The following is a 12,379-nucleotide window of genomic DNA, read 5'->3' as shown; positions in this document are numbered from 1 at the left end:
GGCTTGGAAGTTCCTGCACGGGCACACAGGTTGGGGCGCATCGCTATGGCCCTCGTAAGCTGCGGGCGTGCCGGGCACCCGCCTCTCGAGACGATAGCCCATTGGTTGCGAGTACGAGTGAGCCGCGAAGCGCGCGCGTTCTGCGCGTTCGAAGCGGGGTAATCGTGGTCCTCCCTTGTTCGCAGCCGCCCATGCCAGTTCGCTGATCCGGGGTTCGGAAGCACCGTGGTCATGGACTTGAGTAACGATTGGCGCGCTGTCCCAGCCAGCCCAAGTGGTCGGTACTGAGTGTCCGAAATAGTTATGCACGAGGCGTGGGATACACCGCCAAATAGTGACCTCGGCTTCTCACCGAGCGGGGAAGCGCAGGCTGGACTGCGGCGTTGAGTGCTCGTCCTGTCCCAGCCCAAGGCAAAGATGCCATTGGTGCACAATCCCGTGCCCTAACTTCAAGAACTAGGGCTCCGCTAGCACGTTCACCCTGTACCCGTCTATCAGCGGTTCATCTCTGAAGCCGCGTGGCGGCTCCACGTCCATATGCAATTCCCGTGAACGTCCAAATATAAGACCGGAGGGCAGGAATGCTCACTGCTACACTCTGCTCATGATCGGGCTTCCCTTCGCGGGAGACGGGCTGGTGCACGCCGGCCTGTTAGGGCTGGGAATCCTCGCAGCCTTGCTGTTCTACGCCTTTGAGAAGCGCCGGCGCGGCCTGTCCGACCCGCGGTTGTGGCCCATTGCCGGTTTCGCTATCGCCTTCGGGGCCATCGGCTCAAGGGTCCTCACATGGGATGTTTCCCGGCAGGTCTCCTTGGCGGACTGGTGGGGCAACGGCGACCGCAGCATCCTCGCGGGCCTTGTGGGCGCGTGGCTGGGCGTCCATCTGGGTAAACGGCTGACAGGTTACCGCGAATCCACCGGTGATTTGCTTGCGCCCGCGGTCGCATTGGCGCTGGTCATCGGGCGGGTGGGCTGCCTCCTTACGGAACTGCCCGGCACCCCTACCGGGGGTGCATGGGGGATAACGCTCACGCCCGGGCAGGCTGCGATGTTGGGCGGACCGCCCGGGGTAGGGCTCCACCCGTCCTTTGCCTATGAAATCGTGTTCCATGCGGCCGCATTCGCGCTCATGTGGCGTTATCGGGACCGTTTGCCTGGTCCTGGCGACCTCTTCATCTGCTACGTGACTTCCTACGCCTTGTTCCGGTTCGGAGTCGAATTCGTCCGAGGCAACGAGGTGCTCTGGCTGGGGATGAGCCGGCCCCAATGGTTCCTCCTGGTGATTCTTCCCCTGCTGTTCTGGCGGATGCTGCGGGTCTTCGGTAAACCACTCCGCCCGAAGTTGGAAGGAAAAGTGGCATGAGCGAGGACAACCCCGACGTTCCCCGGAACCCGCCCCCACCGCCCCAGCAAGAGGAGCCGCCCTCTGAACCAAGACGCGGCTCCATGGGGCTCGGAATCCTGTTGGGAGCTCCTGCCCTTTATGCCCTTTACTTCGGGACAACAAGGGGTATCGCTCCGGATGAAGGGTACAAGACGTTCCTCGCTGGGCCTGCAGCGTTCATACCTATCGCTGCGTATCTGGCGGTAGCCGTTGTGCTGGCGGTCCGGCCACGCACCTCCCGGTTGGGTGCGGGGCTGCTTATTGGCCTGGGGATCTTCACCCTCCTCGGCGGTGGGATCTGCGTCGGAAGCCTCGCGCAGATGAGAGGCCTGAGATGAATCCGTCCTCGTTCTCTTCCCGGCAGGCGCTGCCCGGTCCCGGCCAGCCGCTGCGCGGGGACCGCATCCACCGGTACGTCACAGCCTTCTGTCCCGCCTGCCACGAGACAAACCCCCCGCTCGCGCAGGTGCGGCGCCTCTCCGGCGCTCTGGTGATCCGCGACGACCGGGTCTGGCTCGAACGCGGCTGCCCGGATCACGGACTCGTCAGCACGTTGTACGACGAGTCTCCGGAAATTCTGCGCTACCTGGAGAAGTGGCAGGCGCCGACTAAGCAACACATCCCGGACCAGGCCGGCAATTACCGCCAGGTACCGGAGGCTTACGCCTACGGGCTGCCCGCCATGCAGACGCAGCACACGTGTATCCTCCTGCAGGACATCATCGAGCACTGCAACCTGCGCTGCCCCACCTGCTTCACTGCCTCCGGCCCCCAGCTGCAGGGAGTGGCGCCGCTCAGCGAGGTGCTGGCGAATATCGACACCCGGCTTTCCCGCGAAAACGGGCGGCTGGACGTGCTGATGCTCTCCGGCGGCGAGCCGACGCTTTATCCCCATCTGGGCGAACTTCTGGATGAGCTCGTCGCTCGGCCGATCGTCCGGATCATGGTGAACAGCAACGGCATCCTGATAGCGACCGACGACGAACTGCTCGCACTGCTGGCCAGGCACCGGGACCGCGTAGAGGTGTACCTCCAATACGACGGCCCGTCCAAAGGAGCATCCATCCACCACCGAGGGGGAGACCTGACCCGCTTCAAGGACATGGCCATCGCGCGCCTGTCCGAGGCAGGTGTTTTCACCACCCTGACGATGACAGCGACACTGGGCGTCAACGACGGTGAGGTGGGCGCCGTCGTCATGAGGGCTTTGGAAACCCCGTTCGTGGGCGGGGTTGCGCTTCAGCCGGTGTTCGGTTCCGGCCGGGGGCACGGCATCGACCCCCTGGACAGACTCACCCATACGGGGGTACTCGATAGGCTCGCGGAGCAGACCGGAGGGGTGGTCTCATGGCACGACCTGACAGCACTCCCGTGCTCACATCCGCACTGCGCGTCTGTGGGCTACATGCTGAAGGACGACTCAGGGATCTGGCGTTCGCTGACAGCCCTCATCGGGCACGATCAACTGCTCGCCTGGCTGGAACTCAATCCTGACAGCATCGCCAACCGCATCGCCGACAGCGCGATCCCGCTCGAACTGCGCAACCTGATGAAGTCCTCCCTGCTGGACCTGCTGAGCGAGCAGTCCTCGCTGTCCCACCCGCGGACAATGGATCTTTGGAAGAACATCTGCACCCAGTGCGACCTCGGCATCGGCACGCTCACCACACTGGCTGCCGGCAAGCTTCCAGGGCAGCAACAGCGGCTGCGTCGACTCCTCGCCGAACGGGTCACCCGCATCATGGTCAAGCCCTTCATGGACATCTCGACCATGATCGAGGAACGGCTTACGCAATGCTGCGTTCATGTGGGCACGAAGAGTGACGCCGGCGATCACCAGTGCGCTCCGTTCTGCGCTGTTCAGGCGTGGCCGGCCTTGGCAAGGCAACGTATGAGCACAGCCACGGGCACGCGGCTTCTCCCCGTCCGCCAGGTCTGAGTCAGCGATAGGGAGGAATGATGAGTTCTGCTTCTGATGCCCGGCGTATTGCAGCCGGACCATTGCCGTCGCAGCTGGTGCGCTCCAAGCACGCAGGCCGGGACGGACACAGGCCTGACCCTGAAACGGATCCGCAGTCCCCGCCGCCCGTCGATCCGCTGCGGCTCTGCATCTTCGCGACCGTTGCCCTGCTCGGCTGGGCAGCCGGTCCGGTGGCAGTGGCCGTGTTCGCTGCAGTCGGATTCGCAGGCTATTGGAAAGCGCGACGGAGGGGCCTGACGAAATCGAACTGTTACCTCGGCGATACGAGGCTGGTCTTGGCCTACCTGGGCGTCCTGTTGGCGGCTGGGTTGTGGGGGATATATTCGCTGGCAGTTCAACTTTTCGGCTCGTAGACGCCCCGCCGGCACAGCGAGCCATAATTTCGGCTCCTGCTCATTCCCACCCTGCTGTCCACGGCATGCCTTCAGTTTCAACCCCGGATCTTGTCCTCACGATAGCTGCTGACCCACTCCTGTAGCCAGTCGGTGCTCCAGGTCGGGGTGGCGACCAAGAGAACTTCCGGAGTCCTTGGTCATCGCGCCCGCCCAGATGCATTTCTGAAGCGTCCTGTGTACTGTGCGGCTGTTGATTTCGAGCTGTCCGGCTCGCTGTGCCAACAATTCTCCGGTCTCAGGGATGATGAGCTCCGTCGCTACCTTTAGATCCATGCCATCAACGTGACACAGCCTGCGAAGCCCGTAGCCGTCGTTCCCTTAGAACAGCGGCCAGGGCACCGCCGACATCTCACCGCTCGGAGCCGGAAACCTCCCTGCCAAGCGCAACCGGGCGCAGCGCGCGGCGAGCGTTGCAATTTCTTCGGCGCTGAGCAAGTGCGCCAGGTTTCGGCCCAGCCCACCGTGCAGTCCTTCGCTGACACGATCGATGCCGTCGCGTTCCTCGGCGGTCAGAGCGTCGCCCAGCCATCCCCACAGCACCGTGCGCAGCTTGTGGTCACGGTGAAAGGTGAGCCCATGGTCCACGCCGTGCCGGTGTCCGTCCGTCATGGCAAGAATGTGGTCGCCTTTGCGGTCGGCGTTGTTGACGACCATGTCGAACACCGCCATGCGTCTGAGCGCTGGCGAGTCTTCGTGAACGAGGGCGACCATCCGTCCGTTCTCATCTCGTCCTTCGAGAACGTGCTTCCAGCCCGTCTCCGGCACGTGGTCCGCCGCGACCAGGTTCACGGCGCATTGGGCGGGGTCTTGCTCCTGCCAGAGCTGCACCATTCCTTCGCCCATCGGACCATCGCGCAGCCAGGTGTGCGGCACGACGTCCCAGCTGAAGGCCTGCGAGACCAGGTAGGCGGCCACCTCCCGGTGAGCCAGGGTGCCGTGGGGAAAATCCCACAGCGGACTTTCGCCTGCTATCGGCTTGTAGACGACCACCACGTCGCCGATGCTGCCCAAAAATGTAGCGTTTGAAGCCGTCGTGATCCGGCCGGTGAGCGTCAGCTCGGCGGTCACTAGGTCCGGCGCTGGCATCAGACCTCGGGAAGGGTGCAGATGTGCCCGTCGGCGTCTATGGGGTAACCGCAGAGCGAGCACGTCGGACGCCCCGCGACCACGATCTCACGGGTGCGCTTGGCAAATGCGCGGGCGGTGCCGACGGGCATTCGCACCACCAGCATTTCGGGCTCGTTAGCGCCGTCCTCATCAAGCGATGTGTCGTTGTCATCAGCATCGACATCGGCGATGGGGTAGGCCTCTATTACGACCTGGGCCGTGGTTGGGTCCCAACCTAAGCTCATGGCGCCGGTGCGAAACTGCTCCTGAACGGCCTCGAGCTGGTCGTTGTCGACAAGTTCAATGGGAGTACTCGTGGGAACGCTGAAGGGGTTGCCGTGGACCGTGATGAGCTGGTCGAGAATTTCGTCGATCTTCTCCGCGAGCAGAGCCGACTGCTGCTTCTCCAGGGCAATACTCACGATCTGCGTCCCTGCGCGTACCTGAAGGTAGAACGTGCGCGCCCCCGGGAGGCCAATCGTGCCGACGACGACCCGATCGGGCCAGGCAAACTCGTGAACACGTGTAGGCATGTCAGTATTTTAGGCACATGAGGTTCATGGTGCCTTTTGCCCTGCACCGCCGCCCACCGGCGCGTCGCCGGAGTGGGTGCCGTTCGACAGCCACGACAGATCACCCGCATCGGTGTTGGTCGCGTAGACGCTCGGCCGACTAGCGCCGTAGCGCACGATCGATACGGAGGCGGGGCCCACGTTAATACGCTGGAACAGGTCAAGGTGCATGCCGAGCGCGTCGGCGAGGATTGACTTGATGATGTCACCGTGACTTACCGCCACCCACACGGCCCCTGGCCCGTACTCGGCTTCGAAGGCTGCATCGTGGCGTCGAATCGCTGCCACCGACCGAGCCTGCATCGCGGCCATGGATTCACCGCGGGGAAAGACGACGGCGGACGGTTGCGACTGCACAACCGGCCACAAATCCTCGGTCGCGAGATCACTGAGCGTGCGGCCCTGCCACTGGCCGTAATCGCACTCGGTGAGATCGGGATCGGCCGGCGCGTACGGCGTGCCAGCCTGGCGATCGAGGATAAGCTGGGCGGTCTGCTGACAACGCTCAAGGGGGCTCGACACCACCCCGACCACGGGCACGGCCGCGAGCCGGTCTCCGGTCAGAGCCGCCTGGTCGCGCCCGATCTCGTCCAGGCTGACGCCGACGGCCCGGCCGGCCAGCAGCCCAGTGGCATTGGCTGTGGTGCGACCGTGCCGCACGAGAATAACTGTTGCCATCCCCCCAGCCTAACCACCCGCTCGATGGCGGTGTGAACCGTACCGGGTCGCGGGTAGAACAGGCAGATAAAGCACTGGCGGAACACTTCAAGCACGCCGACGGGCTCAAACCCGCCCAGACGGACTCGGCACGCATTGACCAGCTAATGGACGACGCAGCAAAACCGGAAACCGGCGGCCAGAACCCCGGCCGAAGTCGACCCCCGCATGGAGGACGTCCTGTGCCCGCTCCGCGTCGGATCCAGAAGTTCCCGCCATCTCAGAGCGGGTCGTGTGCCATCGGTTGTGATGGACCACACCTACCCCGCGCTGTGCGCCCAGAACCAGGGCACGGCACTCTTTGTAAAAGCCCCGGCTTTTGTGGAGACGTTTTTAGTTGGAAATTGAGAGCAGCCCCTGGGCAGGGTGGCCCGCGTGGAGCTGCTCGTATTCGACTGGCGGGATATGGCCAATCTCGCCGTGGAGACATCGGTGGTTGACCCACTCTACGTATTCGGCCACTAGTGGCTGAGCGTGCCGTGCGGCGTGCCCGGGAGTCGGCAACGGGCGGGGGCGGGACTTGGTCGCAGCCGCGGTTGAACTTCTCCAGCAGGATCAAGTGTTTCTAGGCAAAGAAGCGCCGCACCCTGTCGATGCGGGGTGCGGCTGTTTGGGGGGGGAGAATAAGGCTGTGGACAGTGTTGACACTTTGGGTCACGGACTGGGCCGTACCGGTGCTGGACTGGCCCGGATTCCGTATGTTTGATGCAGGGGCGGGACGGGCGGCGGTTGCCTGCCCGTCCCGCTGTGCAATAGGCGGAGGGGAAGAACCAGTGGCCCTGGCGTTCCGGCCGGTTGGCTACGACCGGGAAGCTGCCGGTGCAGCCCCGCCGTTCAAGGGCGGCGGCGTAGATCCCCTTTCGGGCGGAGAACCAGCCGGCGATCAGGAGGGGAATGACAATCAGTAGCGACGCCAGGACCCATCGTTCGGAAGGAGACGGGCATTACCCAAGGTGCGCTCACCGGTTGCGTCCCTGCGATGTTCAGCCCTCGCGCCTTCATCTGGCGTCCGTCGGCGATGACGATCATGCCCCGCCTTGGCGTTGCTCCGCACGTTTCCTGGGAACGTGGTTCCGGTGTCGCCCCAGATGACATTCGGTGCGCTGGCCAGAATGTAGTTGCGCGCGGCGGGACCTGTCATGGCTAGGCCGTTGTTCGAGGAACTGATGCCGTGCCGGTCCTTAAGCGCTTTGAAGAGCGCTCTCGCGGTTGCAGTGTGGGCATCAGTCATCAGGCACCAACTGGTGTAGAGGCCGTACAGTGCGTCCGGCCCAAGCCCTGCTCCTGCTTCCCGGTCGACGGCGATGGCTTCGGAGAGGAACCGGTCGAAGTGCGAAGGGGAGGTCATTTGCGCTCTTTTCAGTAGTTACATCGGTCCCGGTTTCACGTCAGCTGCCACGCGCTTCGGCAGTGTCAGATCGGGCCAGTGACATGAGTTGTTCGGAGCAGATTCCGACGTGGATGGGAAAAGGTGCCGAGGGCGGCAATGTTTGGTGGCTACATTCCGTCAACGGCTTGTCTGCTGAGGATCTCGTATGAGGCACGTGGCTGCCGTATCGGGGACCTCACCCTGAAAAGGAGCCGGATACGTGAAAGTGACGGGCGGATCGACGTGCTCGACTCCCGCCGCGGGCTTCGTGGATCCTAGATGGAGCGCCAGTTCCGGCTGGCGGCAGCCGGCGTTACGTCGGCTTGAAGGGCAGAGCCGTCACCGGTGAATCAGTCGCCACATGGAGTCTTTTCTCGCCTATTCTGGGTTTTTCGTCTGAGGCGGTCTGACGGTGGACAATTTCGTGCGAGGGATGACCTTGGGCTGTGGGGCGATCGCCATGGAAAGGACTGCGCTGTGATGTCAGGTGGGGATTCCCGGGCTGTTCCGGCTGAACCGAACCATGCCCGGGCTGACAGCCGTCGGGAGCGCAGGCAGAGCCGCTGGGCCACTGTCCTGGCTGTGGCGCAGCGATTGTTCTACGTGGCGGTTACGGGGGCGGTGGGGTGGGCGGTCTACTACTTCCTACTGGCACGCCTGGCGCGCGGGCCCGAGCAGGTGTGGGTGTTCCTGCCTGTCTGGCTGATCTTGGCGTACGCCCTCTTGCCGCGCGTCCACAGGATCCTAAGCAGCCTATACATTCCGGACTACTTCATCGGCCGCGCACGGACCGGCGACGGCGTGCTCGGGGATCCCATCAACCTCGCCGTCATCGGCCCGGCAGGGGAGTTGCGGCAGGCGATGATCACGGCGGGATGGGTCGAGGCCGACCCCCTGACTGTCTCGACTGCCTGGCGAACCCTTGAATCAACGGTGGTCGGGCGCAGCTATGCGGCCGCGCCGGTCAGTTCGCTCTACGTGTTCGGAAAGAAGCAGGACATCGCTTTTCAGCGTGAGATCGACGGTAACCCCCGTAAACGGCATCACATCCGGTTTTGGAGATGCCCTGACGACTGGATGCTGCCCGGAGGCATAGGAGTGGACTGGGTGGGTGCGGGCACCTACGACAGAAGTGTCGGTCTGTCCCTCTTCACCTTCCAGATCACGCACAAAATTGCTGACCGCACCGACGAAGAGCGCGATTTCATCATTGAGACCCTCCGGGCGGCCAACGCGGTCGAATCGGTGCATGTCATCAGGAACTTCTCGACCGGATATCACCACCGAAACGGGGGCGGTGACTCCATCCGCACCGACGGCCACCTTCCGATCATTGATCTGAATCCCCCGGAGCGGCTGGGGACTCGGTCCGGAACTTGATCATCTTGTGGGTGCCGTCGCAATAGGGCTTGATCGCGGACGCCCCGCACCGGCACAGGGCCACAGTTCGCCGTTGCCGCGGCGCTGGTTCCCCTGAAGGGGTGACGATGTCGAAGTCGCCCCGGACGAGGATGGGGCCGTCGGGGCAGAGGACGATCGAGCCGTTGCCGGGAAACTGCTGCTGGTCCTGATTCATGTGTACTCCCGTTGGGGTTGGGCAAGAAATGAAGGGTCGGGTGAGAATGCGAGGCGGATCTTGCCGCCGTGCCTGACCTGCAACTCCGTGACGGAATGCGCGGCTGTCTTGAGCCGGGTCCCGGCGTAAGGAACGCCTCCTCCGAGCCGCAGTGCCAGCGCGATCCAGCTGCAGACGGCGCGTTCGGCAACCCACAGCGGGGCGAACAGGACGGTCCGGGCCGGAAAGACGCACCGGCCCCGGTGCCGTCTGCGCCCGACTTCCGCCAGAGCCACGGCAGCCACGGCAGATCCCAGGATAGCGGGGACAGCCAGGCGCGGCGGCTGGACAAGCASGGCAGCCAGTAGAGGCACCAAAGCTAGCTCCGCACAGAGCCGGCGAGGCTGGGCGAAGCCGTCGTAAGCGTGCCGGATCCGCTGTTCCAGGAAGTGCCGGGACGCCGGAGGCCGGCGGGCAATGAACAGTGCAGGCATCCGCTTTTCCACTCCGCCTGCGGCAGTGACGGTCCGGATCAGCTCAAGGTTTTCGAAGAGGACGGCATTGTATCCGCCGGTAGCAACCAGCGCGTCACGCCGGACGGCCAGCGTCCCTGGAAAGTCGTCGGCGAAGGCACGGTTGATCAGCGTCCGGGCGGTATCCCAGCACGCGTGCCAGGGCAGGGGGCTGAAAAAGTTCTGCGGCCGCACGACGTGCGCATGATCCAGACCACCGAGTACGGACGTGAGCCCCTCATAGGTGTAGCGGACGTCGTCGTCGGCGATCACGAGTCTCTCCGCGCAGCTGAGGCGCACGGCTGTCAGTACGGCCGTGACTTTGCCGTTGCCGCCTGCGCCTGGCGCCGGCCGGATATGGCGGACGGCTACCGGGAACCGCGCCTGGTGGCAGTCGTAGAGATCCGCCGCTGATCCGTCGACGACGGTTACCCGGATCCACGAGCATAGTTGCTCCAGATAAGGCACCAGCTCGTCCAGCCCGGAATCCTCCGCCCAGCGCAGTGGAAGGATGTACTCGGCCCGCAGGGGTTCGGGGAGCGTCACAGGCCGGCCGGGACAGCGGCTCGCAGGGAGGACCTGCCGTTGTCCCAAGCGTCCATGATCAGGGAGGAGAGCCGGGCGTCGATCGCAAGAACGGCTGTGGCGCCGAAGAGCACGTCCCCGAGGAGGCCCGGTTCTGCCTCCACCAGGCCGCCGGCGAGGTCCCGTCCGGCGATTTGCTCGTGCACCGCATCCGCTTCCACGTGCTCGTCGAAGTACCAGGTCACGTCTGGGCCGAATCCGTGGCGCCGGAACCCCTGACCGTAGAGCTGGTTGGGCCGGGAGGACGTCATTTCGTAGATCGCCAGATGCCCGGCGATGGCTCCGCGGAGTCTGCGGTTCAGACCGAACAGGGACATCACGTTCACCGAGGCCAGGGAGATCGCCGGAACGGCGTCCACGTAGCCGCCATATTGGTCGTTAAGGCCCAGTCCCCGCATGGTCCGGCCAAACAGGACACTGTGCATCCGGTCCGGGCGGCCGCCACCGTATTCGTCAGCCTGGATCTCCACCAGCGCGGCCTTGGCCCGCCCGCTCAGGCGGGGAATGGCCCAGGTGTGCGGGTCGGCTTCCTTCAGCTGATACACCGACTTGTGGATCAGGAACTCGCGGAGTTGTTCAAGGTCCGCCCTTTTGGCCACATGGCGGGACACGCTTGGCCCGCCGCCCTGGGCGGCGAGTTCGAACAGGACGGCGGCGACATCATCGCTGCTCATTGTTTCCGCCGGGGGCAGGCTGGTGTGTTCGGCGTGCTGGTGCGCTGCGGAGCGCAAGGCATTTTCGAACCGTACCTCGAGCAGATGGCGGACCCGGATCAGGTCGGGGTTCCATTCCCAGCGGTCATCCACGCCGTCCAGGCCCGTGTAGTGCAGCTCGTAGAGGCAGAACAGGGCCAACTGGAGGTCCTCGTCTTCGATGATGTCCCCGACGAGGGGCAACTGCACCGTGACCAGCTGGTGCAAGTGCGCCTGTGCTGACGGGTCGGCCCCGGGATGGCCGGAAAGGAGGCTGAGCAGCCCGGCGGTGACGGGTCCGCGCGGTTCGGGGATCTTCATTGTGCTCCTATGGTGCCCTCAACCGTTGCGGCTGCGGACGTTGAAGGGGGGTGGGGGCAGGTCGGCCGAGGTTCGAAGGCCGGCGTCGCGGGTGAGCAGCACGGCCAAGGCGATCATGCCAACGRTCAAAAGAGGGTGCAGCCAGTTGTCGGCGCTGGTGACCGGGACGTAGTTCGCCGGGCTGTCATGTCTGAAGACGAGGCCGGGCGAAACGGGGGACCTCAGACGACGGTCTTGCCGCGCCGGCGCCGCCACCAGATGAAGGCCGCGAAGAGGGTGACCAAAGCGATTCCACCGATCACGTAGGGCGCGAGATTCGTTCTGGTGGCCTCTGATTCGGCCGGCTCACCGGTGCCCGGGTTTACCGGGTTTCCCGACGGCGTCGCAGAGGGCGACGATTGCCCGCTGGGCGCAGGCGTCCCGGCCGCGTCCGGAGCGCCGGTGGTCTCCGTCTGGACCCGCACAGCAGGCATGGTCCGGGCATCAACTGTCGAACTGGACGCAGCCGCTTCGGAGGGAGCCGCCAGCGAAGGTGCGGCGAGGTCAACTGCGCCTCCGGCGAGGAACAGTCCGATGGCGACTGCGGTAAACATCCTGGGCATGAGTCCTCCTGGTGGGTTCCGGCGACCGGGGTCAGCATCGTGCCCCAGTGAATATAGTAAGCATGATTAGCATTAAGTGCTAAGCGACCTCAAGTCGCTCCTGCATGCGGTCTAAGGGCGGCCTGAGAGAAGGTTTTGCGCAGGTGCAGCGGCGCCGGGCTCCGGTGGACGTGGCTGCTCAGCTGTTGCCTGGATGGACGAGGCTGTCGGGGTCCTCCCGGCTCGCCGGCGCATCGGCGAGTCCCTGCGGTGACAGGTCGAGGTCTTCAACTCGGGTCCATTCCTGGCCGGCTGCCGCCGGGGGATCCGGGGGTGGTGTGATGTGGTTCGTCATGAATGTTCGTCTCTGGTTCGGCAAGGGCTGGGCCGGGCTGGCGTCGCTGGGGTCCGGGTGGCTGGGGTTAGTGCGGTATTTCCATTTGGAAGCCGCACCGGCACCGCAGTACCCGGGTCCGGAGGTAGGCCCGGAGGAAGTCTGCTGGCCGCGGCTGGGTGGAGAGTGGTGTGTGGGAATTTCTCAGGTCCGGATCGGTGGGGGACATGGGTTCCCCGCAGTGGATGTACTGGGCGCCCAGGTGCACGACGTC

14 protein-coding genes and 1 pseudogene are annotated in these 12,379 nt (G+C 64.6%); 5 read left to right on the top strand and 10 right to left on the bottom strand.

Annotated features, from left to right (window positions below):
- Positions 1 to 604: 604 nt before the first annotated feature.
- Genes AC1D14_RS18005 through AC1D14_RS17990 form a run of 4 tightly spaced genes read left to right on the top strand, consistent with a single transcriptional unit; the run spans position 605 to position 3,718 of the window.
- Positions 605 to 1,363, top strand: a complete 759-nt coding sequence (locus AC1D14_RS18005) for a prolipoprotein diacylglyceryl transferase (protein WP_230121464.1) — start codon at positions 605 to 607, stop codon at positions 1,361 to 1,363.
- Positions 1,360 to 1,722, top strand: a complete 363-nt coding sequence (locus tag AC1D14_RS18000; protein ID WP_476968911.1) for a hypothetical protein — start codon at positions 1,360 to 1,362, stop codon at positions 1,720 to 1,722. Before AC1D14_RS18005 ends, AC1D14_RS18000 begins: the two co-directional genes overlap by 4 nt.
- Positions 1,719 to 3,323, top strand: coding sequence for a radical SAM protein (locus AC1D14_RS17995; RefSeq protein WP_230121389.1), 1,605 nt, complete (start codon positions 1,719 to 1,721; stop codon positions 3,321 to 3,323). The genes AC1D14_RS18000 and AC1D14_RS17995 overlap by 4 nt, the downstream gene beginning before the upstream one ends.
- Positions 3,324 to 3,343: 20 nt before the next feature.
- Complete coding sequence (locus AC1D14_RS17990) at positions 3,344 to 3,718, top strand: hypothetical protein (protein WP_230121388.1); 375 nt, start codon at positions 3,344 to 3,346, stop codon at positions 3,716 to 3,718.
- A 360-nt stretch (positions 3,719 to 4,078) separates the two neighbouring features.
- Here AC1D14_RS17990 and AC1D14_RS17985 read toward each other — a convergent pair whose 3' ends face one another.
- The 4 genes from AC1D14_RS17985 to AC1D14_RS17970 form a co-directional block, all read right to left on the bottom strand.
- Positions 4,079 to 4,846, bottom strand: a complete 768-nt coding sequence (locus AC1D14_RS17985) for an SCO1664 family protein (protein WP_476968910.1) — start codon at positions 4,844 to 4,846, stop codon at positions 4,079 to 4,081.
- Positions 4,846 to 5,400, bottom strand: coding sequence for a DUF3090 domain-containing protein (locus tag AC1D14_RS17980; protein ID WP_476968909.1), 555 nt, complete (start codon positions 5,398 to 5,400; stop codon positions 4,846 to 4,848). The genes AC1D14_RS17985 and AC1D14_RS17980 overlap by 1 nt, the downstream gene beginning before the upstream one ends.
- Before the next feature lie 24 nt (positions 5,401 to 5,424).
- The gene (locus AC1D14_RS17975) at positions 5,425 to 6,117 is read right to left on the bottom strand and encodes a histidine phosphatase family protein (protein WP_230121385.1); all 693 of its coding nucleotides are present in this window, start codon (positions 6,115 to 6,117) and stop codon (positions 5,425 to 5,427) included.
- Positions 6,118 to 7,057: 940 nt separating this feature from the next.
- Positions 7,058 to 7,504 (bottom strand): hypothetical protein, encoded by a 447-nt coding sequence (locus tag AC1D14_RS17970; RefSeq protein WP_230121384.1) that lies wholly within the window; start codon positions 7,502 to 7,504, stop codon positions 7,058 to 7,060.
- A gap of 501 nt (positions 7,505 to 8,005) precedes the next feature.
- Here AC1D14_RS17970 and AC1D14_RS17965 point away from each other — a divergent pair.
- A complete protein-coding gene (locus tag AC1D14_RS17965; protein WP_230121383.1) occupies positions 8,006 to 8,905 on the top strand; it encodes an LssY C-terminal domain-containing protein in 900 nt (299 codons plus the stop codon).
- On the opposite strand, the gene AC1D14_RS17960 is transcribed toward AC1D14_RS17965, so the two are convergent.
- From AC1D14_RS17960 to AC1D14_RS17935, 6 genes and pseudogenes are all read right to left on the bottom strand, one after another.
- Positions 8,856 to 9,101 carry a CDGSH iron-sulfur domain-containing protein gene (locus AC1D14_RS17960; protein ID WP_476881859.1) on the bottom strand — a complete coding sequence of 82 codons (246 nt, stop codon included), beginning with the start codon at positions 9,099 to 9,101 and terminating at the stop codon, positions 8,856 to 8,858. The genes AC1D14_RS17965 and AC1D14_RS17960 overlap by 50 nt on opposite strands.
- On the bottom strand, positions 9,098 to 10,138 hold the full coding sequence (locus tag AC1D14_RS17955) for a glycosyltransferase family 2 protein (protein WP_476968908.1): 1,041 nt from the start codon (positions 10,136 to 10,138) through the stop codon (positions 9,098 to 9,100). The genes AC1D14_RS17960 and AC1D14_RS17955 overlap by 4 nt, the downstream gene beginning before the upstream one ends.
- Entirely contained in the window at positions 10,135 to 11,190 is a 1,056-nt protein-coding gene (locus AC1D14_RS17950) for an iron-containing redox enzyme family protein (RefSeq protein ID WP_230121380.1), read from the bottom strand. Before AC1D14_RS17950 ends, AC1D14_RS17955 begins: the two co-directional genes overlap by 4 nt.
- A gap of 221 nt (positions 11,191 to 11,411) precedes the next feature.
- On the bottom strand, positions 11,412 to 11,792 hold the full coding sequence (locus tag AC1D14_RS17945) for a LuxR family transcriptional regulator (protein ID WP_230121379.1): 381 nt from the start codon (positions 11,790 to 11,792) through the stop codon (positions 11,412 to 11,414).
- A 178-nt stretch (positions 11,793 to 11,970) separates the two neighbouring features.
- Positions 11,971 to 12,126 carry a hypothetical protein gene (locus AC1D14_RS17940; RefSeq protein WP_230121378.1) on the bottom strand — a complete coding sequence of 52 codons (156 nt, stop codon included), beginning with the start codon at positions 12,124 to 12,126 and terminating at the stop codon, positions 11,971 to 11,973.
- A gap of 67 nt (positions 12,127 to 12,193) precedes the next feature.
- Positions 12,194 to 12,379, bottom strand: a pseudogene (locus AC1D14_RS17935) (hypothetical protein); the annotation flags it as partial.

Source organism: Arthrobacter sp. P1_B11, from assembly GCF_056406715.1.
This window is presented reverse-complemented; position numbering and strand designations above follow the sequence as displayed.